Raw genomic sequence first — 26,961 nt, forward strand, 5'->3', positions numbered from 1 at the left:
ACATGCGCTCGCAGCGTGCGAATTTGATAACATGTAACTATCCTTGCAGTAGCAGCATGTTCGTAACCGAATACATTTCCAATTACTGGTCACGCATTAGGGCATGGTCGGTCCCAAAAATTGCCACAAAATTATAAATTGTTCGATTAGTTCTATATGCTCTTCGCTATTCACTAAAATAAGGAAACGATGATGGATAAATTCGTAGTGTTTCTCTTATGCCTTTTTTTGACGATTGGCGGTGCTGTACACATTTACGACAACATTGCCGATGGTTTATTACCTTATGATTTTGCACCGCGTTGGTTAAATATCTACTGGAGTATATTGGGCATTTTCGACCTGTTGGCAGTTTACCTTTTGATTCGATACCGCAGGGCTGGTCTGGTATTGATGTTGGTAATCTTGTTCACCAATGTGATTTTTAACTCTCACGCACATTACTCGTTGGAAATATTAGATAACAACACCGCTTTACAGATGAAGACGCTATTTTTAGGTTTTGCTATGGGCGTATCTATATGGCTTTGGAACGCTCGTAAGAATCGACAGTCGCGCCAGATTTTCCGGTAATATCGTCACAATCAGTTTGTAAGGGAATGACCAAGAAAAACCAGTGTCATTCCAAATCAATGTTATTTTTTGTCTTAACATGATAGCGGAATGGTTGGGTAAGAAGCTTATCCAGCCTCTGCTCCTGTTTGTCTCTGATGTCAGGTAAACCAATGACAACATGCTCATGCCCAAGTTCTGGTTGAGCTCGGTACGTCGAAAACATTCGATCCCACACAGACAAAAAGAACCCAAAGTTAGAATGCGTTTCTCTCGGAATGACGGAGTGATGGACGCGATGCATATCCGGAGTAACAATCGCTTTCCGCAGCCATGCATCTACAGGTAACGCAAGCTTCGCATTACTGTGATTGAACATAGCACTCGCGTTGAGAATAATTTCAAACATAACAATGGCGATTGGAGAAACACCGAGCATAAATACGGCACCAATTTTAATCACCATGGAAATCAAAATCTCAATTGGGTGGAAGCGGGCTCCCGTCGTCACATCAATATCCAAATCAGCATGGTGCATCCGATGAAGCTTCCACAATACAGGGACACGGTGGAAGATAACGTGCTGCACATAAATAATAAAATCGAGCAGGATGATAGAGAGTAGTACGTTTAACCAATCAGGAAACGACAGTAATTGGAATAGCCCCCACTGATGCTCGCTAGCAATAACGGCAGCCTGGAATGCCACGATAGGCATGACTAACGCGATAACAACACTGTTGAGCGCGACGAGTGAGAGGTTGTTGACCCAACGAAAAGCGCGAGACACCGTCAATACTTTTCTTGGTAATACGTTTTCCCATAACGTGCAAAGCAGCAACACACCGACAAAGCAACCGAGCCTTATCCAAGAGGGGTCGTTAAATGCAGTTTCTGTCAAAGAAGTTCCTCTCAATTATCGATTCTGTCTGAACAGACCAAATTCAGTGCCAATTTCTTTCGGTATCTATACCTTACCTTGAGGCTAAGCGGTTATGCCAGTAGAATCGCGCTCTACTTTTTATTTGGCATTGCTACTCATGAGAATTCACGCTTTTCACCGTTTATATCAGCACCGTCAGTCTATCTCGACAAAGACTTTTAACGCGCGAGGCTGCAAAGTTATTCGCTGCCAATATTGTCAGGTCTCACAAGAGCACTGCCTGTGTGAACTACAGCCAAATATCAAATCCAATCTCGCTTGTATGTTGATTGTATCGGAAAACGAAGTGTTTAAGCCGAGCAATACGGGTCGCCTGATTGCCGATACCATTGAGGAAACCTACGTATACCAATGGAACCGAACGGAACCTTCCAATGAGATGCTCTCGCTTTTAAAAAGTGATGAATATCAGCCGGTGATCATATTCCCGGAGGATTATGTCGATGACACTTCACGATTAATGGACAGCCTGAGCCCTGAGCTCTTAAGAACACCGGAAAGCAGCAACAAGAAATGGCTGTTGATTTTTATTGATGGCAGTTGGCGTGAAGCGAGAAAGATTTTCCGCCGTTCTGACTATCTACAATCGTTACCGGTATTATCGATACAACCAGAAACACTCTCTGAATACATTATGCGACGTTCTGAGAACGAGCAGCATCTCTCTACGGCTGAAGTTGCCACTTTAGTGCTTAAACAGGCAGGTGAGCACCAAGCTTCAGAGTGTCTCCAATTGTGGTTCGAAGCTTTTAGAGAAACCTACATGTTGACCAAAACACGGGTCAAAACGGATCCCAGCCGTCCGCATCTACATCGTTTCAAAGCGTGGGCAAAAACTGAGAACTGACTCTAAGGAATGAGTTTTTGTTGATCGCTTGTTGTTCAACTGGCTTGAGTGAGAGGATAAATCTGGATTTGGTCACGGTTTGTAGGCGTATAGATATGGATAATGCCTGAAGTTTATCTTTTTGACTCCACCAAATTTTTGGGAGTCCTGTTAGCACTTTTTAGGAGAGAATTGCATGTATTATGGCTTTGATGTCGGTGGCACAAAGATTGAGTTTGGTGCATTTAACGAAAAGCTTGAGCGTGTAGCAACTGAGCGTGTACCAACACCAACTGATAACTATGAACTATTGGTTGACACTATCGCTGATCTTATTAGTAAGTACGACGCTGAGTTTGGCTGCGAAGGTACCATTGGCCTGGGTCTTCCGGGAATGGAAGATGCTGATGATGCAACCGTATTGACAGTAAATGTACCCGCTGCGAAAGGCAAACCACTACGTGCAGATCTAGAAGCGAAAATCGGTCGCTCTGTGAAGATCGAAAACGACGCAAACTGTTTCGCACTTTCAGAAGCTTGGGATGAAGATCTACAAGGTGAGCCATCTGTATTGGGTTTAATCTTGGGTACCGGTTTTGGTGGCGGCTTTATTTACGAAGGTAAAGTTTTCTCAGGTCGTAACCACGTAGCGGGAGAAGTTGGCCATATGCGTCTTCCTATCGATGCATGGTTCCACTTGGGTGACAATGCGCCATTACTTGGTTGCGGGTGTGGCAAGAAAGGTTGTCTTGATAGCTACCTATCCGGTCGCGGTTTTGAGCTAATTTATGCGCATTACTTCGGCGAGCAGAAAAAAGCGATCGATATCATCAAAGCGTATGGCGAAGGTGAAGCTTCAGCAGTTGAACACGTTGAGCGCTTTATGGAACTTCTGGCGATTTGTTTGGGCAACATCTTTACCGCAACAGATCCAAATGTCGTCGTACTGGGCGGTGGTCTTTCTAACTTCGATCTTATTTACGAAGAGATGCCGAAACGTATTCCAAAACACCTGCTTTCCGTAGCGAAATGTCCAAAAATCATCAAAGCAAAACATGGTGATTCGGGTGGTGTTCGCGGCGCAGCATTCTTAAACATCAAGTAAATAGTTAGCTCGGTTTAACATTTAGAATTGAATAAAAGCCCTGTTGCTAATTATGCAACAGGGCTTTTTGTTTGCGTAGACTTTGTCTGGAAACCGTCTTTACCGAGCTTTACACTTCATTTACGTCACTTGAACTAGCCTCTGGTAAGATTTCTTTAAATCTTAGGGATTAATTAACGGGGATGACTATGTTTAACGTTTCAACATTTCGTAACGGTGCCATTGCGTTGGTACTGATGACTATGGTGGCCCCATCCTTTGCGAAGCAAGCGCCGGGACATGGTCATGACCATCAACCTCCGAGCAAAGTTGTTGTTGTAAAGCCAGACCATAGACCGAGCTATAAGGCTCCGTCACATCGTTCGTATCATCATAGCGGATTGCCTTCTACGGCCGCAATTTTAGCGATTGCGGGAATTACGTATGCGATTATCGATAACGCTTATTACAAGCAAAGTGGCGACCAGTACATTTATGTTGAGCAGCCACCTGTATCCTCGTCACAGCAAGTCAATTCCATAAGCAGCAGTCTATCGGGTCAGGTTGTGAATACACTCCCAAGTGGTGTAGTGAGAGTAACGGTGGATGGTGCTACCTATTATGTCCGAGGCAATGACTGGTATGCGCCAATTGCAGGGACGAGTAAGTTTGTGGTTGTTGCGCCTCAGCTCTAAACTCGAAAAAATCCAAGCGGATACAAAAAAGCTCGCGTTTAATCGCGAGCTTTTGCTATTTGGTAAAAACTATTTATTCTTTTTACCAACGCCCAAGTTTTCCTTTTGGGCCAGAGTGATTTTAGTAAAACCAAGTTTTTTAAAGTGGTTATCACGATAGTTTCGAACGGCTTTGGTATCAGAAATCGCTTCGATTTGCTGTTCCATTTTTAGGAACTCAGAAATATCAATACCTTCTGCTTCAGCAACGGCTTCATGAATATTGCGATGTTGCTGGTAAGAGAACGTCAGTTCTTTGTCTTCGTTCTTGTATGTGTAAAGAATGGTGCGAGCCATAATAATCTCTCGAATAGTGTGTTAATGCTTTCAGTGAAATTGAGCCATACCTACCGTAAGCAGTGATGGATATTTGATATGGAGTACCAACCTCAAACTCCACTAAAAACGAAAGGCCAGCACAGCTGACCTTTATAAAATCGTTGCTAGTAACCTATTGGGGCTAGATTCTGCCTTGAAGAGGGATGATTGTCACGTTTTCTCCCACTTTAACTGTATCGATAGCAGGGGATATTTCGATTAGACAATTCGCTTCACTCATCGAACGCAAAATACCGGAGCCTTGCTTACCCGTCGTGCGAACGGTGAGGCGTCCGGTTTCGTCTAGCTGATAGAATCCGCGGCTAAACTCAGTTCTGCCTTGACGAGAGCGTAAGTTTTCCGTTGCTATCGCGTTGACTTTTAATGGTTGCCAGCCTTGTTCTCCCTGCATTTTTCGGATTGCTGGCTCAACGAAGTTGATGAACGACACCATTACGGCAACAGGGTTACCCGGTAAACCAAAAAACGGCTTACTGTTAATTTGGCCAAACGCAAGTGGGCGACCAGGGCGCATGTTGATACGCCAAAAGTCAATTTGTCCCAACTTTTCCAGAGCTAACTTAATGTAGTCCGCGTCACCAACAGACACGCCACCAGATGTCATTACCATGTCTGCTTGCTGGGATGCTTGCTCCAATGCTTCGATCATCTGTTGTTCATTGTCTTCCAGAATACCAAAATCCAAAATTTCACACCCGAGCTGTTCAAGCATACCCATAATGGTAAATCGGTTTGAGTCGAAGATTGAATTAGGCTTCTGCTCGGTGCCTGGCGCTTGCACTTCGTCACCCGTTGAGAAGATTGCGACTTTGAGTTTACGAAAGACACTTGTTTGCCCGAAACCAAGAGAGGCGATCATCCCCATTTCCGGAGAGGCGAGGCGAGTACCAGAGGTAAAGACGTTACTGCCAATTTCAAGATCTTCACCAGCTTGACGAACGTTCTGACCCGCTTTTATGCCTGAAGTATTAAACGTTACCTTGTCACCAGTTTGTATAGCTTGTTCGCGCATCACCACAGTACTAGCATTAATTGGGGTAGGCGCACCAGTCATGATTTTAACCGCTTGCCCCATCTGCAACGGTTTATCGTAAGCATGGCCAGCAAGGACTTCTGCCATCACTTGATAACTCTCTCGCTCAAGGTCGTCACTGCGAATAGCATAACCATCCATTGCCGAGTTTGTGTATTGAGGCACGTTAACAGGAGAAACGATGTCATCAGCCAATACTCGACCGTAACTACGTTCAACATCGCATAGTTCAATGTCAGTCAAGGAAGGCACTAAAGAGAGAATTTTCTCTCGCCCTTGCTCCACAGATAGGAAAGCAGGGGATAAGGTGTCACAGCACGCGGCTTCTTTTTCTTTCGATTTCGGCTGTTTCGCTGCGTTGACATACTGAAGAACAAACTCCGCGATAGCGTCCAGATCGTTTATGCTCATTTGTGGTAATTCGGAATCTAATTCACCACTGTCGGAGGCAATCGCAATGATGTTTTCATCAGAAGGGTAAAGCCAAGGTTTGCCGACTTCTTCTCGGTGAAGTTCGATTTTTGGAAAGGCGATGTTTTTACAACCTTCAACCAGAACGACATCTAACTTGTCTTCATCAAAACGAGTCAACAGGTATTCGAACTCTGCCTCAGCATCCGGAGTTTCTGTCATCAAAGCAAAACGATTTCGGGATGCGATCAACATTTGTGAAGCGCCAGCCTTACGTAAACGATAGCTGTCTTTACCTGGCTTATCGACGTCAAAGTTGTGGTGCGCGTGTTTCAACATGCCAATACGTAAACCAGCTTCGGTCAGTTTTGGTAACAGTGCTTCTAGCAACGTAGTTTTACCAGTACCTGAGTAAGCGGCAAAACCAAGAATAGGGATATTTAGCGTGTGTTTCATGATTCTAATTGTCCAAATTGCGCCAGTTCTTCCGGAGTGTTTAAGTTGACGAAACAGTTTGGTGAGTCACTGAAATCAACGTAGCTGGTGTGACATTCTTTATAAAGCAAAATGATTTTTCGATCGCCACGCTCTAAAAATGCCGTCAGTTTTGGCAGTACGCGCTTATGGTACATAGTGAAAACTGGTTGCTGGTGATCACCATCGTGCGCGACCAAAATGTCAGTATCGTCTTCGACTGCCTGACAAAAGCGCTCAACTAAGTCAGTATTAATCTGTGGACTGTCACATGGAACAAACCCGACCCAATCCGTTTGCGCGTGCATTAATCCGGCATGAATGCCACCCATCGGCCCAGGGTAATCTTTGAATTGATCACTGAAGACGAAACCAAACTGACGGTAGGCGTCTTGGTTTCGATTGGCATTGATTAAAATGCTTGGTGTTTGCGGTGATAGACGTTCTATGACGTGTTTGATGAGTGGTTTCTGATTTAGCTCTATCAGGCCTTTATCTTTTCCACCCATGCGACTGGCTTGACCGCCAGCTAAGATGACCCAACTAGTTTGTGTTGGTTGAAGCATATGCATTCTCTTGGGAGTTTTCTTTTGGTATGACATATAACAGAGGTGACTCTACCAAAGTCTTGTTTTTAATCCACCACTGTTTTTTACATAAATCGGTTAGCGTGTTGGTTTGATGGCTCGTGATCACGATACTAGAGCCACGATCTAAAAGATCTTTGGCCATTACGACTAATCGCTCGATCGATTCGGCGTCTAGTGAAGCACTTGGCTCATCCATCAATAAAATCGACGGTTTTAAGATCCATGCTCTCGCCATGGCAACACGCTGCTTTTCGCCACCTGACAATACAGAGATATGTTCGTCGGCTAAGGTTTCCAAACCTACCATGCGTAGCGCGTTGATAACTTGCGCTCGCTTATCTTTTGCGTTGTCCTGCTGATATTTCACGCCATACACAACGTTTTCGTAAACGCTGCCGTCAAATAGGTAAGGAGATTGATGGAGGTAAATAACATCGACACGACCATTTCGGCGGGTCAGTTTTTTTAGCCAGGTATCTTTAGGTGCGGCTACAGTGCCGGTTGATGCTTTCAAAAGACCGGCTAGAATTTTCAGCAGTGTTGTTTTTCCGACGCCGTTATCGCCTTTAAGATAAATCGCATCGTTTGGTCCAATCGTTAACTCGGGAATGTGAAAGAGCACGCGCTCTTTAAAGCGCATGGACAATTGTTCGGCGGTAATTTTTATAGTCATAGTACGCCTCTACAGAGAATAGAAAACGAGTCGATCATTAGCGTCATGTTCTAAGATAGCCTTTGCCTCTCATACTCGACAGGAAGAAGTTTAATGCTAATGCTAAGGATAGTAATACAATTCCTAATGCAACACCTTGCGCAAAAGCACCTTTACTACTTTCCATTGCGATCGCTGTTGGTATATTGCGTGTCACGCCCATAATGTTGCCACCAACCATCATCGAACAGCCGACTTCTGTAACGATTCGCGAAAAGCCTGCAATGACCGCTGCGAGTAACGGGAATCGCGTTTCCCAAATCATTGTCGATGCAACGCGAGGAAGGGATACACCTAAGGTAAGCGATGTCTCTATCATACGGCGATCGCTCGATTGCAATGCACCGTGCATCATCGAGACTAACACCGGGAAACAGATCAGCATTTGACCGAATATCATCGCTTTCTGCGTAAACAGCATTTCCCACCCGCCCCAAGGGCCAGCTCTCGACAACAGCATGTAGAGCAAGAGGCCGATAACAACCGTTGGTACTGCTTGAAGTGTATTGATGATAGACAGTAAAAACCACTTACCACGAAAATCGGTGTAAGCGAGCACAAAAGACATCAAAATTGCCGGCAATACCACTAACGATATTGCCGTAATAGAAACGCTAAAGGAGACCGCAACGATCTCCCAAAGCTCTGCATCGAAATTCACCAGTAGCTGGAGCGCTTCTAGTGTTGTTTCAGCAAGATTCATAGTGCGTTATTTACTGTCCGCGTTCGCTACAAACAGCTGTTTTCCGTTAAGGCGGAAGCTGTTAATTAATTCCTGACCGTGTTGGTTAACCAACCAATCACTGAATACTTGCGCGCCTTTGTGATTAATAGTTGGGTAACGTTCAGGGTTAACTAAGATCACCTGATAAGGGTTAAATAGCATTTCATCACCCTGGAACAGAATTTCCAGATCCAGTTTGTTTTCATATGCCAGCCAAGTACCGCGGTCTGTCATCGTGTAGCCTTGCATCTCTGACGCCATGTTCAGAGTAGGGCCCATACCTTGGCCTACGCTGCGGTAACCACCAAAGTTTGGTTCAATTTTTGTTTGCGCCCAAAAGCCCATTTCTTTCTTGTGTGTGCCTGAATCGTCACCACGAGAAATAAAGGTTGCGTCTTTGCTTGCGATTTCTTTAAACACATCAAGAACGCTTTCATCATCTTTGATTTCAGCTGGATCGGCTTTAGGACCAACAACCACAAAATCGTTGTACATTAGCTTACGCGGTTGAACGCCGTACCCTTTTTCTACGAATAGGCCTTCTGCTTTAGGCGCGTGTGTCATTACCAAATCCACATCGCCATTTTCACCCATTTTGAGCGCTTTGCCGGTACCTGCAGCGATGATGTCGACTTTATAGCCTGTCTCTTTTTCGAATTCTGGTAGTAGGTAATCCAGCAGTCCTGAATGGTACGTGCTGGTCGTGGTTGCTAAGCGAATGTGTTCGCCATCTTGAGCGGAAAAAGCAGAGTAACTTACTAGTGTGATTGACGTTGCTGCCAAGGTTAGCGCAATTTTTTTCATTTTTATTTGTTTCCTTTCCAATGATGTTTCGGTTTCTTTTACGTTTAACGTGTGAGAAGTTCCTGAACGATCTTGATTGCTCAAATCACAAGCCTTCCTTGAGTGGCAGACTCTAAGAGCCCAACATATTGGCGACTTGGATACCCCTTATAGCAAACAAGATGCCAACAATATTCAACCTAAAATTGTTCTATTTATGCGCCATTTCATAGACTTGTTTGCATAAATTCTCCCATTGGTACAAAATGTCTCAGTTATTGAGGAGGGTACCCCTGTCGTGTTGGTACACTCTGTCCCACCTGAAACCATCTGGGGTAAATATGTCTGCGCAATCCCATATTAGTACAAAGCAACAATTCAACGCGTTTTCTGTTCTGGTCGTTGATGACGAGCCTGGCATGCAAGCCATTCTGAAAAAAGCCTTGGGTAAACTCTTTTCCCAGGTTGATACGGCTGGCTGCATTGAAGAAGCAGAGCAACTGAGAAGCTCTCGTCATTACGATCTGATTTTACTCGACATTAATTTGCCCGGCCGCTCAGGAATTGAGTGGGAAGAAGCCTTTACCGATGATGAAAAAAGAGCAGATGTGATATTCATGACCGGTTATGCTGATCTTGAAACCGCGATTCGAGCTCTCCAGCTTGGGGCTTCAGATTTTATTCTCAAACCTTTTAATCTCGATCAAATGCTTAAATCGGTGACCCGCTGTATGGAGCGTCGATTGAATGAGCGTATGCAATATGCGATGAAACGGGATTATCAACGCTACAACAGCTCAGAAATCATAGGTGGTTCAGAGAAAACCCGTCAACTTAAGTTATTGATAACTCAGTTTGCACCATCACGTGCGTCAGTATTAATTGAAGGCGAGTCCGGTACGGGGAAAGAACTGGTTGCTCGCGGTATTCACCAGGCCAGTGATAGAAGTGGTCCATTCGTTCCCGTCAACTGCGCAGCAATCGCGCCTGAGTTATTAGAAAGTGAGCTTTTTGGCCACACTTCCGGCGCGTTCACCGGTGCGAAAAAATCACGTGAAGGTTTATTTCGAGTGGCTAATGGCGGAACCCTTTTCCTTGATGAAATCGGTGAAATGCCATTATCGATGCAAGCATCACTTTTACGAGTGTTAGAGCAACGAACAATCCGACCGGTTGGCTCAGAGAAAGAAATTAGCATCGATGTCCGTGTCGTGGCTGCGACTAACCGAAATTTGCAGGAGGAAGTGAATCAGGGCAACTTCCGTAGCGATTTGTATTACCGCCTTAACGTTCTCAAGATTGAAGTGTGTCCACTTCGTGAACGTAAAGGTGATCTCTTTGAACTCATCCCTTTCTTCAGCAACATGCTAACTCGCGAGCTAGGAATGCCCGCGCCGAAGTGGGCACATGAAGATATGGAAGCAATGAGCGAGTACGATTGGCCAGGTAACATTCGTGAGTTAAAAAACCTGATTGAGCGTTGCATCTTATTAGGTAAGCCGCCTGCTCATCATTGGCGAGAAGTAAACGGCTCTCACGCCTTGCCAAATGTTTCTATGACCGTTTCACATACCGCCGAGCTTCCAACGCTCAAGGAAAGTAATGAGTTTTTAGGTGACGGTTATCCCAATAGCTGGACTCTTAAAGAAGTAGAAAAAGCGCATATTCAACAGGTTGTTACCCTGCACGATGGTAACAAATCGGCGGCAGCACGTGATTTAGGCGTGGCACGCAAAACGTTAGAGCGTAAGTACAAAGAGTGGGACGCAGAGGATGAGGAATATGCCAACTAAGTGGCAGCAGCACAAAGGATTGTCTAAGTGGACGCACCGATTTAAAAGTATGGTGCGTTACCGCCTGTTAATTCTCACATCAGCACCTATCTTCGTGACGCTGCTCGCGTTGATTGCCATCACCATTTATTGGTCTATTCAATACACGTGGCAGAATACGTTGCTTGATGTTTCTGAGCGCTTGGGGGTTGCAGAAAATAGTGTCGAGCTGTTGCAACAAAAGCAAGCCAACTACGTTAGGGCGTTCGCAGATTCTTATGACTTTCACAACCGCATCAATCAAAATACGCCACCGGAAGAACTGCAGGCCTGGGTCTCCACCCAGAAGCATCGTTACGGGTTAGATTTTCTCTCTTTCCAACACGTGAACTCCGTTGAAAACAAATTCCGCTTTATGGATTTGACTAAGCGGGAGTCATTCTTCGATATATTGAACAAACAAGAGCTTGAACAACTTGATCCCGATCTGGCTAAACGGGCAGAGGTTCCGATTGTGAGCCAAGGCAGTGGAACAGAAACCCGAGGTTTAGTAAGCCGTACAGTCATCCCTGTTTATAGTCGCGCGAACGATTTAATTGGCTTCTTGGACGGAGGATTACTCCTCAACAACAGTACCGTGCTGGTAGACCAAATCCGCGACCTTATTTACCCCAACGTAAATGACCGATTACGACCAGTTGGCACCCTGACCCTGTTTTTGTCTGACCTGCGCGTAAGCACCAACGTCCCGCTGGACAGTGATCATCGCCTTGGCAGGGCCATTGGTACGAAAGTGAGCAACGAAGTTTCAGAGCAAGTACTGTCCCGGGGTGAAATGTGGGTCGGTCGGGCTTTCGTTTACGATGCTTGGTATATCACCGCTTATCAGCCCATTAAAGACCAGTATGATAATGTCATTGGCATGCTATATACCGGGTATTTAATGTGGCCGTTTGTCAAAGCGTATGTGACGAACATTGCGGAAGTCAGCCTGATGACCTTGATGTTACTGCTTGTGTCTGGCGTGATGGTGTATCGAGGTTCGCGTGATTTATTCCGTCCAATAGAACGTATTCACAAGGTGGTAAAACTGGTTCAACTGGGCAAAGAAAAGCGCATTGGTCCTTTGGGGCTGAATGACGACCATGAACTGGCACAACTGGCTAAGCAATTCGATAACATGTTGGACGCACTGCAAGAGCGCAAGATAGAACTGAAGAATTCCGCAGCGCAGTTAGAGTGTAAAGTTCAAGAACGTACAGCGAGTTTGCGAGAGAAAACCCAAGAGCTGGAACTGCACATTCAGTTACTCAATCAAACCCGAGATAAGCTGGTCGTGCATGAAAAGCTTTCTGCACTGGGAGAGCTTACCGCGGGTATCGCCCATGAAATTAATAACCCAACGGCGGTGATCCTCGGTAATATCGAACTCATTCATTTTGAGCTTGGCGACGACGCGAATCGGGTTCAAGAAGAAATTGACGCCATTCACGCTCAAATCGATCGCATCAGAAACATTACCCGCAGTTTGTTGCAATACAGTCGCCAGGGCGGAGTTCAGGATGAGATCACTTGGCAGCATGTTAATCCGATCATCGACGAAAGTATCACGCTGGTTAAAACAGGGAGCAAAAAGCGCGACATTGAATTTGTTGCTGATTTGCAAGCTCATACCCCGGTTGAAATTAATCGCCATCACCTGTTGCAGATATTGGTTAACTTACAGATGAACGCCATCCACGCCATGAACGGTCAAGGTAAATTGATCGTCACGAGTGAAGACTGGCTGGAAAATGGCTTAGTAAAAGGTACCGTTATCCATGTTGCCGACGAAGGCTGTGGAATCAAGCCAGAAAACGTGAGTCGTATTTTCTCGCCGTTCTACACCACCAAACGAGATGGCACGGGTTTGGGGCTGTCTGTGTCGCAAAGTATTCTTAGCCAAACGGGCGGGGAGCTAAAAGTGGAGTCCGAGTGGGGCAAAGGCAGCGTGTTCAGTATTTATCTGCCGAAAAAAGCTGAGTTAATGCTGGAGGTCACCAATATCGCTTAATCTGGCTTGGATATTTAATGTGATATCCATCAAATAAAGGTTTTCTGAATAATTAATAAAAACAAAACTTGCAGTGTGTAGCCTTAACAAGTACCGTTGCCCGGTTTTTATAAATACACTCAAATTGCTAAGGTAAAGGTTTTGATCTCCACAGCGAATATTACTCAACAATTCGGCGCTAAGCCGCTATTCGAAAACATCTCAGTTAAGTTCGGCGAAGGTAACCGCTACGGCTTAATTGGCGCTAACGGTTGTGGTAAATCAACCTTTATGAAAATCCTCAGCGGCGAGCTTGAGCAAACCAGTGGTAACGTAAGCTACGACCCGAACGAGCGTGTTGCAAAGCTAAACCAGGATCAATTTGCGTACGAAGAGTTCACGGTTATTGATACGGTAATCATGGGCCACAAAGAGCTATGGGAAGTTAAGAAAGAACGTGACCGCATTTACTCTCTTGCAGAGATGAGTGAAGAAGACGGCATGAAAGTAGCTGACCTTGAAGTTCAGTTTGCAGAAATGGACGGTTACATGGCGGAAGCGAAAGCTGGAGAGCTTCTTCTTGCTGTAGGTATTCCAATGGAGCAACACTTTGGTCTGATGAGCGAAGTTGCACCTGGCTGGAAACTGCGTGTGCTTCTTGCTCAGGTTCTGTTTGCAGACCCAGATATCATGCTACTTGACGAACCAACCAACAACTTGGACATGGACACTATCCGTTGGTTGGAAGACACGCTAAACGCGCGTAACTGCACAATGATCATCATCTCGCACGACCGTCACTTCCTAAATTCAGTTTGTACTCACATGGCTGACTTGGATTACGGTGAGCTACGTGTTTACCCAGGTAACTACGACGAGTACATGACCGCGGCTTCGCAAGCTCGTGAACGTCTACTCAACGACAACGCGAAGAAGAAAGCGCAAATCGCTGAACTTCAAACCTTCGTTGCGCGTTTCTCTGCAAACGCATCGAAAGCAAAACAGGCAACATCACGCGCGAAGCAGATTGATAAGATCAAACTGGATGAAGTTAAAGCGTCTAGCCGTCAAAACCCATTCATTCGTTTTGAACAGTCTAAAGAGCTATTCCGTAACGCTCTGATTGTTGAAAACCTAAGCCAAGGTTTTGAAGATGACCTGTTCGCAAACTTCGATGCAATCTTTGAAGTGGGTGAGCGCGTCGCCATTATTGGTGAGAACGGTGTCGGTAAAACTACGCTGTTGAATACTTTGGCTGGCGTTCTGGAACCACGTACGGGTACGTACAAATGGTCTGAGAACTCAAACATTGGTTACTACGCGCAAGACCACGCACATGATTTTGCAGAAGACTTAAACTTGACAGACTGGATGGGTCAATGGCGTCAGGAAGGCGATGACGAGCAAGTCGTACGCAGCTTCTTGGGTCGTATGCTATTTGGCCAGGACGACATCAAGAAGTCGGTAAAAGTGCTATCAGGTGGTGAGCAAGGCCGTATGTTGCTTGGTAAGCTAATGATGCACAAACCAAACATGCTGCTAATGGATGAACCAACCAACCACATGGATATGGAATCCATTGAATCACTTAACACGGCACTTGAGCAGTACAAAGGTACTTTGTTCTTCGTATCTCACGACCGTGTATTCGTTGACTCGTTGGCTACTCGTATTCTTGAAATTCGTGACGGCAAAATCACAGACTTCAAAGGCACTTACTCTGAGTTCCTTAAATCACGTGGTATCGACGGTTAATACAACGTCTAAAGCGAATCTTTAAAAACTGAAAAGACCTCACATTGAGGTCTTTTTCTCGTTTGGATGTCTAATCCTTAAATTGACCGGTTAGGTAAGCATAAATCCCAACAACACCGAATGTAATTATCATCGAAACCATGATGCCACTTGGCGTGAGCAAAAAGTTCCAAAGCTGGTCATTGTCCATAGTTCACATCCTTTGTGAATAAACGGTATTAGCGATACTAATCGCAGTAAAATAGGAGTCATCAAAATAGCCAACCCCATATTGGCTGCGATTAATTTAAGTTTACACCAAACTTTGCTTTTGCAAATTATTCCTTTTGGGTACCTTTTACATCAAAATCAATTTTTTCCGCGCCAGTAAATACCTGAAAACGTAACCCTTTGGCTCGCGCGATCGTAGTAATACCGTATTGTCTGGCGAGATCTAACCCCATCTGGGTTACACCAGAACGAGAAAGAAGAACAGGGATGCCCATTTGAGCGACTTTAATCACCATCTCAGATGTAAGACGTCCGGTTGTATAAAATATTTTGTCATCGCCAGTTTCTTGATTTAACCACATCTCTCCGGCGAGCGTATCCACGGCATTGTGACGGCCTACATCTTCCACAAACGACAACACTTGGTTCCCTTTACAAATTGCGCATCCATGAACCGCACCTGCTTTTCGGTATGTATCGTTGTAATGAGTCAGCGCTTCAAGCGTGGCATAGATTTCTGACTGCTTAAGCGGTACTTGCGGAACCTGATAGTTCTCCAATTGCTTCATCACATTGCCGTACATGGTGCCTTGACCACAACCCGAGGTAACGGTTTTCTTTTTCAACGCACCTTCTAAATGCTCGATGTTTTCTTTGGTTATCACTGCGGCAGAATGGGTTTCCCAATCGATTATGACAGACTCTATCGCTTCCGGATCAGATAAGAAGCTTTGATTCTTTAAATAGCCTAAAACTAGCGCATCTGGACGGGATCCTATCGTCATCAGCGTTACAATTTCTTTCCAGTTCAGCATTACGGTAAGAGGTCGCTCGCAGGCAATCTGTTTCGTCAGCTTTTCACCGTATTCATCGTACACATCGACTTCGATAGTCTGCAGGGGATTTTCACTGGTTTTAATAATATTTGGTTTTACCACAGTCTTGTCCTGTTCAGTGAAGGAGCTACTTGCTCACAAGGATTGTTCTTTTTAACACGAGGTTGAATAGCAAATCTCATTCCAACATAGCGGTTGACGGAAAAAATGCGAGAGATTCACGCTACTTAATATAAAAACTGAGAGTTCGCAGGAATGACACATACAACCCATTGAGTTTCGACTAATTTGGTATTTATATCTGTATCTTGTCTAGTATTACAGTGGTTGATTTGGCGCGTTTATTGCTACGTATACCTAACGTGGTTTGAGAGCGTGGGCCAGAATGTCCTTTTCGCCAATCAAACCAAATGAAGCAAGTTGGGTGAGTTATGTCGGACATTAACAAAGATTTAGAAAATATATATGAGAAAACCGAAGATTCATGGCCTATCGGCGTAGAACTGGTTGAACATGAAATTATTACAGGTGCCTGGGTAACAACCCAATGGCAACTAACACAGTTTGTACTGACGCCTGATAAAGACACCACTGATGTTTGTCTTCTCCAATTACACCGAGATGAACGCACGGATTACCGATTTAACCTAAGCTCGCAAAACCCAAAACTCTTTCTTGTAATGGATAACCTCGACTCCAATGAGAAGCCAGCGATACAGCTTCTCACCGCCTCTCAAGCCGTCGCGGCTCGATATATGGATGGGGACAATTTAGTGTTATCGAACAACATGCCATTACCTGTGCAAGCCTGGATGGAGGCCTTTATTGGACGCCATGGAGAGATGCTAGAGTTGAAAGGTAAGAAGCGCAAAGGAGCGGGTAGAGCAAATGGCAACTAGTCATGATTTTTTAAGCCGTTGGTCAAAACGTAAGTTAGAAGAATCTCAAAACACGCATGAAGATGCCGAACTAAGTGACGTGACAAATACCGAGGCAGACGCAAATCCTTCCGCTGATCGCATTGCTGATAAGCCTCTACCTGAAGAGAACGCGTCGTCTGAAGTAAGTGAAACGGCTGCCAACGTTGACGAGCAAAAGCCGGAAGAGATGTCGATTGCAAACCTATTGGTTTCAGAAGCATCAGAAAGCGTGAAAAAAGCCGCGTTACGTAAGTTGTTTCTATCAGAAGAGTTCAATGTCCGTGACGGGTTAGACGATTACGATGACGACTACAGCAATTTGAAGTCACTTTCGGAAGGTGTAGCAGAAACACTGCGAGACTGGGTGAAAGATAAAACTGAAGACGACGCAACCATTGAAAATAATGAGCTGGCTGTGGTTCAAACAGAGGCTTCAGATGCTGATGAAAATGAGCAAGAAATCGTCGAACCTGCTCAAAACGAATCTGGACTGGATAAATACACAGTAGTGAATAAGAATGGCACTTTAGAGTCAGAATCGCTATCAGAACAAGTAGGACAAAATATACCACACTCAAAATAGGTACATTTTGACTAAACACTCAACTGGCCGGGTGGGACATATTGTCTCATCCGGCTTTTTTATTAGATAAAATCAGCTAGAAATAAAGTAACTCATTGAATATGTTGAATATTAAAATTGGCATGACGCTTGCTAATTGAGTGGTATTACCAATCTTCTTGTAACGCTATCGGTTTTCTGAATTTTGCTATGGGCTCTGATGCTCCATACAAAACAGCTTAATTATAAGTTAATCAGCAGAATCTACCGCGCTAACTACAATGAAAGATGGAAGATTATCCATGTTGATAAATGGAAACGAGCAATGTTGAAACAACTATTAGAACAAACGACTTCCAGTAACGGTAAAGCAAGGCTATATGCTTTTGAAAATACCATCGAGTTGACAAACCTGATCCCACCGACGGTGAGCTACGAAAGTGGCGGTAACACTTTAATTGTCGGTCCGACGGCGATCATTGAAAGTGCCGCAGCTCAATTATCACAAATGAACAGCCTTACGTTGCTGTCTACTGACGGAGAAAAGGGAACTCACAGTGCGCTTTATTATGCGAACTCTGTTCAGGTGTCTGGCTTCCTGGGTACATTTGAAGTAATTATTGAAAACAATGGTTCGACAAACAATCTCGCTAAAGTAGCGATTAATACAGATTGTTTCGACGTCGTTCTCGATCTTTGCCTTAACAGCTGTATGTCTGAGGAAGTGCCAGCTCCGGGTTATTATCCAGTCGGTCGCGGCTATCCGAAACTCGCAGAAGCGCTGGAAGAAATCCCGACGTTAATGGGGACGTTTGATAAACCGAAGTTTTTCCGTTTAGATACCGACTTGTGCGCGCACAGTTCTCGAGGCGTAAAAGGTTGTGAGCGTTGTGTTGATGCCTGTCCAGCAGGCGCACTATCCAGTGAGGGTAGTCCTAAAACAGGACATCGTATCGAGATTAACCCATACCTGTGTCAGGGTGTCGGGACTTGTGCAACCGCATGTCCTACAGAAGCGATTCATTACGCACTCCCAAATCCAGAAGATACGCAAAAGTTCATCGAACGTACGTTAGCGAATTACGAAAAAGCAGGTGGCGTTGATCCTATCGTACTGATTTGTAGTTCACGCCATGAAACCTACAACGTCATGGCTTTAAAAGCGCTTCCAGATAATGTCATTCCTATTGTGGTTGAAGAGTTGCCATCTGTTGGTATTGATACTTGGTTTGCAGCGCTTGTGAACGGAGCGACTCAGGTTCTGTTTGCTGCTTCACGTTTTATGCCGCCAACCATTTTGCGCGTACTTAATAGTGAAGTCGGTATAGCACATGAATTGCTTGATCAACTTGGCATTGCAAAAGAAACCATCGATATCTTGTATTTGGAATCTCTGCGTGAAGGCGCACCGACATTGTGTACAGATTCCTTCGATTTAGCGGTAGGAGAACTACAAGGCAATAAACGTCAGCGCCTGTTTACCGCGCTAGATGCGTTATCTGCCTCGCGTATTCCTGTCGATAATACCGTTGAATTACCAGGTAATGCGCCTTATGGCTCGGTTTCTTGTGAAAGTAAAGATTGTACCTTATGCATGAGCTGTGTCGCTGTGTGTCCGACTCGCGCACTGCATACCGATGGTCAGTCTCCGTCTCTTAAATTTGTTGAACAAGATTGTGTTCAATGTGGCTTATGTGAAAAAGCGTGTCCAGAAAATGTACTTACGCTAACGCCTCGCATGAACTGGGTGAAAGAAGAACGTCAGAAAGCAGTCGTCATTCACCAAGAGAAAGCGGCTGAGTGTCTTCGTTGCCACAAACCTTTCGCACCTCAATCCATGATCGACATGTTGCAAAACAAGCTACGTGGACATTCTCATTTTACTGATGAAGCCGCAATTAACCGTATCGCCATGTGTGAAGACTGCCGCGTGGTCGATATGTTTGAGTCGATGGCCTCTGATCCAATGAAACAACTCAAGTATTAGGAGCTCACAGTGGAAAAACAGCAAGAACAAACACTGAGAACAGAAATATACCTGATTTTATCTGCGCTTTTTCGCAGTGCGCCAACAGAAGAGATGCTTGAGTTTCTTAAGTCTCTGGAAGTGGAACCTTCGGCAAGTGCAATGCAGCAAGCATGGATTGCGCTTCAGCTAGCGGCTGAAAAAGCGGAACGAGAAACGCTTGAAGATGAATATCAAGATCTCTTTATCGGTATTGGTCGTGGTGAAGTCGTTCCATTTGGATCGTGGCACCGCACAGGCTCAATGATGGAAAAGCCGCTAGCGGATATTCGTCACGATTTAGATTTACTGGGCATAGAGCGCGCTGAAAACGTGAAAGAACCCGAAGATCACATTTCAGCACTTTGTGAAGTCATGGCCATGCTGACTGACGAAGAAGAGGGCTTGCAACAAGCCGTGTTTAACAAACATCTCGCCCCTTGGTTTAGCGCATTCACTCGCCAGTTAGAAAATGCAGAAAGTGCAAACTTTTATAAACCAGCCGCTCAGCTTTGCAACGCGTTTCTAACGCTTGAACAGGTTCGATTTAGCGAGAATACAAAGAGCAGTAAAGCCAAATTAAAAATTGATGTGAAAAACGTCACTGATTATGAGTAATCAAGCAGTACAAAGTCATATCGATAGAGAGGCATGATCCTCCAAAGATCTACCGGAAGGTAAGGAAGCAATGATGAAAGATAATAAAGAAATAAACTCAAGCCGCAGGGAGCTATTGAAAGGCTTCACAACCGCTGCCGTTGCTGGTGCCGTCGTCGCAGGAACCACGAAAGTGGCAAACGCGTCGGAAACCGTTGAGTCTTCTGAAAAAGACGTAAAGAAGAAAGGGTACCGTGAAACTCAACACATTCGTGATTACTACGACACACTTTAGGAGGTAAGAGATGAAACTTGTCAAACGCTCCGACAGTGTGAGCAAAGAAACGAACCAACTTGGCATTTCGCGCCGTGCATTTATGAAAAACACCTCATTTGCTGCTGGTGGCGCTGTTGTCGGTGCAAGTCTGTTTGCTCCGGGCATGATGAAAAAAGCGGAAGCGAAAACTGTCGACCCAGAAGCGAAAACAGAAGTGAAACGCACCATCTGTTCTCACTGTTCGGTAGGCTGTGGTATTTACGCTGAAGTTCAAAATGGAGTTTGGACCGGTCAGGAACCTGCTTTTGATCACCCATTTAACGCTGGTGGACACTGTGCGAAAGGGGCTGCGCTGCGTGAACATGGCCATGGTGAACGTCGCCTAAAATACCCAATGAAGCTTGAAAACGGTAAGTGGAAAAAGCTGTCTTGGGACGAAGCAATTGAAGAAATCGGCACCAAGGTATTGGATATCCGTAAAGAATCCGGCCCAGACTCTGTTTACTTCTTAGGCAGTGCAAAGCACAGCAACGAACAAGCGTACCTATTCCGTAAAATGGCATCGCTTTGGGGTACCAATAACGTTGACCACCAAGCGCGTATTTGTCACTCAACCACGGTAGCAGGGGTAGCAAACACCTGGGGCTACGGTGCAATGACGAACTCTTTCAATGACATGCATAACTGTAAGTCTATGCTGTTCATTGGCTCTAACCCTGCAGAAGCACACCCAGTTGCGATGCAACACATTCTGATCGCCAAAGAGAAAAACAACTGTAAGATCGTAGTGGCCGATCCTCGTCGTACTCGTACTGCTGCAAAATCCGATCACTATGTATCTCTTCGCCCAGGTTCAGACGTCGCTTTCATTTGGGGTGTATTGTGGCACGTGTTTGAAAACCAATGGGAAGATAAAGAATTTATCCGTCAGCGTGTATTTGGTATGGATGAAATCCGTGCTGAAGTCGCAAAATGGACACCAGCAGAAGTTGAACGCGTATCAGGCGTAAGCGAAGAAGACGTTTACCAGACTGCAAAACTACTATCTGAAAACCGTCCGGGCTGTGTTGTATGGTGTATGGGTGGTACTCAGCACACCACAGGTAACAACAACACTCGCGCTTACTGTGTACTAGAGCTTGCGCTTGGTAACATTGGTAAATCAGGCGGCGGTGCCAACATTTTCCGTGGTCACGATAACGTTCAGGGCGCAACAGACCTTGGTGTCCTAGCCGATACACTACCAGGCTATTATGGCCTTTCTGAAGGGTCTTGGCGTCACTGGTCAAAAGTTTGGGACATCGATTACGAGTGGATCAAAGCCCGTTTTGATGACAACGAGTATGGCGGTCAAAAACCAATGCACAGTGCTGGTATTCCGGTATCGCGTTGGATCGATGGTGTGTTAGAAGACAAAGACAACATTCGTCAGCGAGAAAACATTCGCGCCATGTTCTACTGGGGACACGCTGTAAACTCTCAAACACGTGGTGTTGAGATGAAGAAGGCGATGCAGAAACTGGATATGATGGTCATCGTTGACCCATACCCAACCGTAGCGGCGGTAATGAACGATCGCACTGATGGTGTTTACCTGCTTCCTGCGACTACCCAATTCGAAACTTACGGCAGTGTTACGGCTTCTAACCGCTCTTTGCAGTGGCGCGATCAAGTTGTTGAGCCTTTGTTTGAGTCAAAGCCTGACCACGAAATCATGTACCTGTTGTCGAAAAAGCTTGGCTTCGACGATCTGCTTTTCAAAAACATTCGTGTAGAAAATAACCAGCCTTTGATTGAAGACCTGACTCGTGAATTCAACAAAGGTATGTGGACCATCGGTTACACAGGTCAGAGTCCGGAGCGTCTAAAAGCGCACCAACAAAACTGGCACACATTCCATAAAACCACGCTTGAAGCAGAGGGCGGACCAATTAATGGTGAAACCTACGGTCTACCTTGGCCATGTTGGGGTACGCCAGAGATGGGGCACCCGGGCACTCATATCCTTTACGATACTTCTAAAACCGTTGCCGAAGGTGGTGGTAACTTCCGTACACGCTTTGGTGTGGAATTTGAAGGTAAAAACCTGCTAGCTGAAGACAGCTACTCGAAAGGCAGTGAGATCAAAGATGGTTATCCGGAATTTACCGACAAGTTGCTAAAACAACTAGGATGGTGGGATGACCTGACAGCTGAAGAGAAAGTCGCAGCAGAAGGTAAAAACTGGAAAACCGACCTGTCTGGCGGTATTCAGCGTGTTGCTATCGCGCACGGTTGTATCCCATTTGGTAACGCAAAAGCGCGTGCGATTGTTTGGACATTCCCAGACCGCGTACCGTTGCACCGTGAACCGCTCTATACACCTAGACGTGACCTTGTAACGGATTACCCAACCTGGGAAGACAAAGACGCGATTTTCCGTGTTCCAACGTTATATAAATCGATTCAGGACCAAGACAAATCTGGCGAGTACCCGATTGTTCTGACTTCTGGTCGCTTGGTTGAATACGAAGGCGGCGGTGATGAAACTCGTTCAAACCCGTGGTTGGCGGAGCTTCAGCAAGAAATGTTCGTAGAAGTAAACCCGAAAGACGCTAACGATCTTGGCTTTAAAGATGGTGATGATGTTTGGGTTGAAGGTGCGGAGAAAGGCCGAATCAAGGTGAAAGCGATGGTCACTCGTCGTGTGAAACCGGGACTGGCATTTATTCCGTTCCACTTTGGTGGTGAGTTTGAAGGTGAAGATCTTCGCCCTAAATATCCTGAAGGTACACAACCGTATGTAAGCGGTGAGTCTGCCAACACAGCAACCACCTACGGTTACGATCCGGTTACCCTGATGCAGGAAACCAAAGTAACCCTATGTAACATTCGTAAAGCGTAAGGAGTCCGACAATGGCACGAATGAAATTCCTATGTGACACCAAACGCTGTATCGAGTGTAACGGCTGTGTTACTGCATGTAAGAACGAAAATGACGATGCGCTCGAATGGGGTATTCAGCGCCGCCGCGTCGTAACACTTAATGACGGCGAGGCAGGTGAAAACTCGATTTCTGTCGCTTGTATGCACTGTACCGACGCGCCTTGTATGGCGGTGTGTCCTGCAGACTGCTTTGAGCACACAGAAGATGGCATCGTACTTCACAACAAAGATCTGTGTATCGGTTGTGGTTACTGTCTGTTTGCATGTCCGTTTGGTGCGCCTCAGTTCCCAAAACAAGAAGCATTTGGTGAGCGTGGCAAAATGGACAAATGTACCTTCTGTGCTGGCGGTCCCGAGACAGAACCTGGTTCGGTTGAAGAACGTCAGAAATATGGTGCGAACCGTATTGCAGAAGGCAAACTGCCGATGTGTGCGTCATTATGTTCAACGAAAGCATTGTTGGCCGGTGATGCAGAGAAAGTATCTGATATTTTCCGTCAGCGTGTTGTAGAGCGCGGCGCTAAGAATGCAGGTTGGACAGACGGAAATGATCTTTCTTACGACGCAACAAAAAGCTAAGTAAGGAGAGACACATGTTAAACACTCTAAAACGTGCGTCTCTGGTAATGCTGTCAGCCATGACAGCATTACTGCTGACTTTTGCTATGCCAGCGTCCGCAGAAGAGCAATCTTCCAAAGTCGTGCAGCAGGAAATGACACAACTCGCAGGGGCGGATTATTGGCGTCAGATCAGGCAGGGTGAGTCAGGTTACACCACGTCTCAATCACCTGAGCATGGCGTGCTAATCAGTAAGCCGGGCGAAACCTGGTACATCCTGAAAGAAAAGTGGATGTCTCCAGCCGGTGCTATCGCTATTTTCGGTAGTATCGCGATGGTTGTATTGGCTTATGTCTTTGTCGGGCCTCTGATGCTAAGTAAGCCTCGTACAGGCAAAAAGATTAAGCGCTGGTCTCGACTCGATCGTGCACTGCACTGGAGCATGGCGTTTACCTTTTTAACCCTGGCGTTCAGTGGGTTGATGCTTGTTTACGGCAAACACTTCTTGAAACCTTACGTCCCTAGTGAGTTCTGGGGTTTCATCGTTATGCTGGCGAAGCAATACCACAACTACATGGGGCCGTTGTTCTTTATCTTGCTGATGTTAATTCTGCTGAAATGGTGGCGTAAATCGATCCCGAACATGACAGACGTACGTTGGTTCATGAAAATGGGCGGGATGGTTGGTAAACACAAAGGCACTCATCCATCAGCAGGTTTCTCAAACGGTGGTGAGAAAGCGGTTTACTGGTTGCTCATTTTTGTTGGTGCTATAGCTGCAGCAAGTGGTCTGGTTTTGGATTTCCCTATCTTTGATCAAACTCGCCGTGATATGGAGTTGTCTAACCTGATTCACGCAGTATCGGCGCTCATTCTTATCTGTGGCTTTGTTTTCCACATCTATATCGGCTTGTTCGGTATGGAAGGCGCACTGGAAGGCATGGTAACGGGTGAGGTTGACGAAACATGGGCGAAAGAGCACCACGATCTCTGGTACGAAGAAGTCAAATCTCAAGAGGCAATGGGAGAATCAGACGAGGTTAAAGCAACAGATAAAGGAGCGAAAGCGAATGAACAAACATCATAACGGGATTTGGGTTGCGTACATCCTGAGTTGTTTTACCCCGTTTACGTTTTTGATCTCAGGCGTTGTCGCTATTATTTATGCTGGTTATCGTTTGGACAAAGGCGAAGACAGTGATGTGGTTATCTCGCATTACTACGGGCTAATTCGTACTTTCTTCCTGTACCTCACGTTCTTTGTTGTCTTAATCGTGACCGTTGCCACCACAAATGGTGTGTTAAAAGGGGTCAGTGACTATTGGGTGCGTAGCACAATGCTAGATAATATCGCGTATGTTATTCCATACATTGGCAGTGTGTTCGCCGTTGTAGCGATAGGCGTGTGGCTGTGGCGGATGCTTCAAGGCATGCATCAATTACGTAATAACAAGCCGCACAGACCTTCTACAGGTCCTAACTTGTAGGTCTGCTTAGCGTCATTCTTATTAAGAGTAGGAATGACGCTAATATTATAAATCAGTGTGAAGATTTTCATTTCATTCTAAACCTTATCCCACTCCCAACAGTACGATGAAAATATCACTACGGTTAACTCAAACTGTTGCCAACCAACATTCACGTTAAACTTCTTTTTAACGCTAGAATGATAGTTTCCTGCAAAGTCATGCGAGTTTATCCAACAGTCAGTCCGTTTGATTCTACTTATAATAAAAACGTTGGCTAGTTGAGCTAGTTCTTGTCGTATCAAGGGAGGTTGTTATGCACACAACAGTGGATGATTTCAGTACGTTAGAACCATATAACGCATCATTTCAGGCGAGAGTTGATAAAGCACAGGATCTACTGTGGCAGATTAATCACACTCATCCCAGGGAAAAAGAAAAACGCCATCAACTATTCGGTCAGTTGCTCGGCCGTTATCACAACAATGAAATTGTGCCACCATTCCACTGTGATTTAGGTGAAAAAATCTTTTTCGGTCAAGGTGGATTTGTTAACTATGGCTTAGTGGTAACCGATATTGCCGAGGTGCATATTGGTGACAATGTGCTGATAGGACCAAGAGTTCAGTTATGTGCCGCTGGCCATCCTATATTGGCTGAAAACCGGGTTGCTCCTATCTCTTGCGGCGAGCCGATTCATATTGGTAACCGAGTTTGGATTGGTGCTGGTGCCATTGTGTTGGCTGGGGTAACCATAGGTGATAACACGGTGATTGGTGCGGGCAGTGTGGTAAACAAAGATATTCCGGCTAACGTAGTAGCGGTAGGCTCTCCATGCAAGGTGATAAAGCAACTATCGGCCCCTGACTTCAAGAGCAACAGCCTTAGCAATCAGGCCTCAGAGCCTATTGCAGAGGCTGACTCGCTGTAATTTGCATTCCGCTGCACGGCACCTGGTGCCACGCCAAAATGTTTTTTAAACCGATTGGAAAAATAACTGACATCAAAATAACCAAGGCTATGTGCTACTTGCTTAATACTAAGGTGCTGACCCTGTAGCAGTTGACGAGCTCGGGTCATTCTTAGCGCAAGTAGATACTGCTTTGGACTCTGCTCAAAATATTTCAAACATATTCTGTGAAAGTGTGGTGGCGAATAGTGCACTCGCGCTGCCAGCTCCTCGATAGACCAAGGATAATGCAGCTGATTTTCAACCTCACTAAACAGTTGTCTAAGTTTTACTTCTATTGGATCTACGACGGCTCTTTGCTGCAAGGATCTACGGATCAAATCCACCAAAAGTTGGCCACAACTTCCTACACTACCATCATTTACGTGAATGGCTTTGAGTTCATGATGCAACAAATGCATCAAGTGATAAACAGACAAAGCTTGTTCACAGTGCATCACTTCGGGAGCACTCCCAGAAAGTGTTTGCCACTGCCTGGTATTATCGACACTTAGCCAAGCACATTCCCATTCATCACCCACCAGTTCATATCCACATATGCTATCAGCGGGTACCAGACTTAACGTATTAGCTTCTATGGAAAGTGTGTTATTGGGAGTAAACAAGCGCGCTTGCCCATGAATAGTATAAAGAAAAACATGAAAACCAGGCCGTGTACGGCAGACACGATAGTGCTGCTTAGCCTTCATAACTCCACATAAGTGCACGTCATTTTTGGCCAACGGCAATACATTTTCAGGGCTTATAAATCGCTCTTCGGTAGCGTCGTCTACTTCTAAACAGTCTCGCCATGTTGTTGTCATACCTTGATTTTCCCTTCCCCTGATAGTTTTTCCCATCCTGATGCGAGTTTATCCTATTTCCTGATAG

26 protein-coding genes are annotated in these 26,961 nt (G+C 45.4%); 17 read left to right on the plus strand and 9 right to left on the minus strand.

All coding sequences use genetic code 11. The features are described 5' to 3' along the window. Nucleotides 1–192 precede the first annotated feature (192 nt). On the plus strand, nt 193–573 hold the full coding sequence (locus tag VEJY3_RS07270) for a hypothetical protein (protein ID WP_014231793.1): 381 nt from the start codon (nt 193–195) through the stop codon (nt 571–573). Between the two features lie 46 nt (nt 574–619). Here the strand turns inward: VEJY3_RS07270 and VEJY3_RS07275 are convergent, their stop codons facing one another. Then, nucleotides 620–1,453, minus strand: coding sequence for a sterol desaturase family protein (locus tag VEJY3_RS07275; RefSeq protein ID WP_041170223.1), 834 nt, complete (start codon nt 1,451–1,453; stop codon nt 620–622). A 139-nt stretch (nt 1,454–1,592) separates the two neighbouring features. Here VEJY3_RS07275 and VEJY3_RS07280 point away from each other — a divergent pair, with 139 nt between their 5' ends. The 3 genes from VEJY3_RS07280 (at nt 1,593) to VEJY3_RS07290 (ending at nt 4,100) form a co-directional block, all read left to right on the plus strand. Beyond that, on the plus strand, nt 1,593–2,342 hold the full coding sequence (locus VEJY3_RS07280; RefSeq protein ID WP_041170330.1) for a tRNA-uridine aminocarboxypropyltransferase: 750 nt from the start codon (nt 1,593–1,595) through the stop codon (nt 2,340–2,342). A gap of 175 nt (nt 2,343–2,517) precedes the next feature. Further along, entirely contained in the window at nt 2,518–3,426 is a 909-nt protein-coding gene (gene nagK / locus VEJY3_RS07285; protein ID WP_014231796.1) for an N-acetylglucosamine kinase, read from the plus strand. A 188-nt stretch (nt 3,427–3,614) separates the two neighbouring features. Continuing rightward, nucleotides 3,615–4,100, plus strand: a complete 486-nt coding sequence (locus VEJY3_RS07290; protein WP_041170331.1) for a DUF6515 family protein — start codon at nt 3,615–3,617, stop codon at nt 4,098–4,100. A gap of 69 nt (nt 4,101–4,169) precedes the next feature. Here VEJY3_RS07290 and VEJY3_RS07295 read toward each other — a convergent pair whose 3' ends face one another. From VEJY3_RS07295 to VEJY3_RS07320, 6 genes are all read right to left on the minus strand, one after another. Further along, the gene (locus VEJY3_RS07295; protein ID WP_014231798.1) at nt 4,170–4,436 is read right to left on the minus strand and encodes a DUF2960 domain-containing protein; all 267 of its coding nucleotides are present in this window, start codon (nt 4,434–4,436) and stop codon (nt 4,170–4,172) included. Between the two features lie 163 nt (nt 4,437–4,599). Next, on the minus strand, nt 4,600–6,378 hold the full coding sequence (locus tag VEJY3_RS07300) for a bifunctional molybdopterin-guanine dinucleotide biosynthesis adaptor protein MobB/molybdopterin molybdotransferase MoeA (protein WP_014231799.1): 1,779 nt from the start codon (nt 6,376–6,378) through the stop codon (nt 4,600–4,602). Continuing rightward, a complete protein-coding gene (gene mobA, locus VEJY3_RS07305; RefSeq protein WP_014231800.1) occupies nt 6,375–6,962 on the minus strand; it encodes a molybdenum cofactor guanylyltransferase MobA in 588 nt (195 codons plus the stop codon). The genes VEJY3_RS07300 and mobA overlap by 4 nt, the downstream gene beginning before the upstream one ends. After that, nucleotides 6,940–7,659, minus strand: a complete 720-nt coding sequence (locus VEJY3_RS07310) for an energy-coupling factor ABC transporter ATP-binding protein (RefSeq protein WP_014231801.1) — start codon at nt 7,657–7,659, stop codon at nt 6,940–6,942. Before VEJY3_RS07310 ends, mobA begins: the two co-directional genes overlap by 23 nt. Before the next feature lie 43 nt (nt 7,660–7,702). Beyond that, complete coding sequence (locus tag VEJY3_RS07315; RefSeq protein WP_014231802.1) at nt 7,703–8,401, minus strand: ABC transporter permease; 699 nt, start codon at nt 8,399–8,401, stop codon at nt 7,703–7,705. A 6-nt stretch (nt 8,402–8,407) separates the two neighbouring features. Beyond that, nucleotides 8,408–9,226, minus strand: a complete 819-nt coding sequence (locus tag VEJY3_RS07320) for a substrate-binding domain-containing protein (protein ID WP_014231803.1) — start codon at nt 9,224–9,226, stop codon at nt 8,408–8,410. Nucleotides 9,227–9,546: 320 nt separating this feature from the next. On the opposite strand from VEJY3_RS07320, the gene VEJY3_RS07325 reads away from it, so the two are divergent. The 3 genes from VEJY3_RS07325 to VEJY3_RS07335 all read left to right on the plus strand — a co-directional run bounded on the left by VEJY3_RS07325 (nt 9,547) and on the right by VEJY3_RS07335 (nt 14,764). After that, nucleotides 9,547–10,998 carry a sigma-54 dependent transcriptional regulator gene (locus VEJY3_RS07325; RefSeq protein ID WP_014231804.1) on the plus strand — a complete coding sequence of 484 codons (1,452 nt, stop codon included), beginning with the start codon at nt 9,547–9,549 and terminating at the stop codon, nt 10,996–10,998. Next, complete coding sequence (locus tag VEJY3_RS07330; protein ID WP_014231805.1) at nt 10,988–13,030, plus strand: cache domain-containing protein; 2,043 nt, start codon at nt 10,988–10,990, stop codon at nt 13,028–13,030. Before VEJY3_RS07325 ends, VEJY3_RS07330 begins: the two co-directional genes overlap by 11 nt. A gap of 141 nt (nt 13,031–13,171) precedes the next feature. Further along, the gene (locus VEJY3_RS07335) at nt 13,172–14,764 is read left to right on the plus strand and encodes an ABC-F family ATPase (protein WP_014231806.1); all 1,593 of its coding nucleotides are present in this window, start codon (nt 13,172–13,174) and stop codon (nt 14,762–14,764) included. Between the two features lie 317 nt (nt 14,765–15,081). On the opposite strand, the gene VEJY3_RS07345 is transcribed toward VEJY3_RS07335, so the two are convergent. Beyond that, entirely contained in the window at nt 15,082–15,912 is an 831-nt protein-coding gene (locus tag VEJY3_RS07345; RefSeq protein WP_014231808.1) for a formate dehydrogenase accessory sulfurtransferase FdhD, read from the minus strand. 329 nt (nt 15,913–16,241) lie between these two features. Here VEJY3_RS07345 and VEJY3_RS07350 point away from each other — a divergent pair, with 329 nt between their 5' ends. The 10 genes from VEJY3_RS07350 to VEJY3_RS07395 all read left to right on the plus strand — a co-directional run bounded on the left by VEJY3_RS07350 (nt 16,242) and on the right by VEJY3_RS07395 (nt 26,052). Beyond that, nucleotides 16,242–16,709, plus strand: a complete 468-nt coding sequence (locus VEJY3_RS07350) for a DUF3305 domain-containing protein (RefSeq protein WP_014231809.1) — start codon at nt 16,242–16,244, stop codon at nt 16,707–16,709. Further along, the gene (locus VEJY3_RS07355; RefSeq protein WP_014231810.1) at nt 16,699–17,313 is read left to right on the plus strand and encodes a DUF3306 domain-containing protein; all 615 of its coding nucleotides are present in this window, start codon (nt 16,699–16,701) and stop codon (nt 17,311–17,313) included. Before VEJY3_RS07350 ends, VEJY3_RS07355 begins: the two co-directional genes overlap by 11 nt. Before the next feature lie 304 nt (nt 17,314–17,617). Beyond that, a complete protein-coding gene (locus VEJY3_RS07360) occupies nt 17,618–19,279 on the plus strand; it encodes a 4Fe-4S dicluster domain-containing protein (RefSeq protein ID WP_014231811.1) in 1,662 nt (553 codons plus the stop codon). A 9-nt stretch (nt 19,280–19,288) separates the two neighbouring features. After that, nucleotides 19,289–19,915: a molecular chaperone gene (locus tag VEJY3_RS07365; protein WP_014231812.1), complete on the plus strand. Its 627-nt coding sequence runs from the start codon at nt 19,289–19,291 to the stop codon at nt 19,913–19,915. A gap of 73 nt (nt 19,916–19,988) precedes the next feature. Further along, the gene (locus VEJY3_RS07370; protein ID WP_020333268.1) at nt 19,989–20,189 is read left to right on the plus strand and encodes a transcriptional initiation protein Tat; all 201 of its coding nucleotides are present in this window, start codon (nt 19,989–19,991) and stop codon (nt 20,187–20,189) included. Nucleotides 20,190–20,199: 10 nt separating this feature from the next. Beyond that, nucleotides 20,200–23,055: a formate dehydrogenase subunit alpha gene (locus VEJY3_RS07375; RefSeq protein ID WP_014231814.1), complete on the plus strand. Its 2,856-nt coding sequence runs from the start codon at nt 20,200–20,202 to the stop codon at nt 23,053–23,055. 11 nt (nt 23,056–23,066) lie between these two features. Continuing rightward, nucleotides 23,067–23,675: a formate dehydrogenase FDH3 subunit beta gene (gene fdh3B / locus VEJY3_RS07380; RefSeq protein WP_014231815.1), complete on the plus strand. Its 609-nt coding sequence runs from the start codon at nt 23,067–23,069 to the stop codon at nt 23,673–23,675. Between the two features lie 14 nt (nt 23,676–23,689). Beyond that, entirely contained in the window at nt 23,690–24,742 is a 1,053-nt protein-coding gene (locus tag VEJY3_RS07385) for a formate dehydrogenase subunit gamma (protein ID WP_014231816.1), read from the plus strand. Then, nucleotides 24,726–25,142 (plus strand): hypothetical protein, encoded by a 417-nt coding sequence (locus VEJY3_RS07390; protein ID WP_014231817.1) that lies wholly within the window; start codon nt 24,726–24,728, stop codon nt 25,140–25,142. The genes VEJY3_RS07385 and VEJY3_RS07390 overlap by 17 nt, the downstream gene beginning before the upstream one ends. A gap of 295 nt (nt 25,143–25,437) precedes the next feature. Then, nucleotides 25,438–26,052, plus strand: a complete 615-nt coding sequence (locus VEJY3_RS07395; RefSeq protein WP_014231818.1) for a sugar O-acetyltransferase — start codon at nt 25,438–25,440, stop codon at nt 26,050–26,052. Here the strand turns inward: VEJY3_RS07395 and VEJY3_RS07400 are convergent. Next, the gene (locus VEJY3_RS07400; protein WP_041170224.1) at nt 26,013–26,930 is read right to left on the minus strand and encodes an AraC family transcriptional regulator; all 918 of its coding nucleotides are present in this window, start codon (nt 26,928–26,930) and stop codon (nt 26,013–26,015) included. The genes VEJY3_RS07395 and VEJY3_RS07400 overlap by 40 nt on opposite strands. Nucleotides 26,931–26,961: the final 31 nt, after the last annotated feature.

It is taken from the genome of Vibrio sp. EJY3 (assembly GCF_000241385.1).
In the GTDB taxonomy this organism is placed as follows: Bacteria; Pseudomonadota; Gammaproteobacteria; order Enterobacterales; family Vibrionaceae; genus Vibrio; species Vibrio natriegens.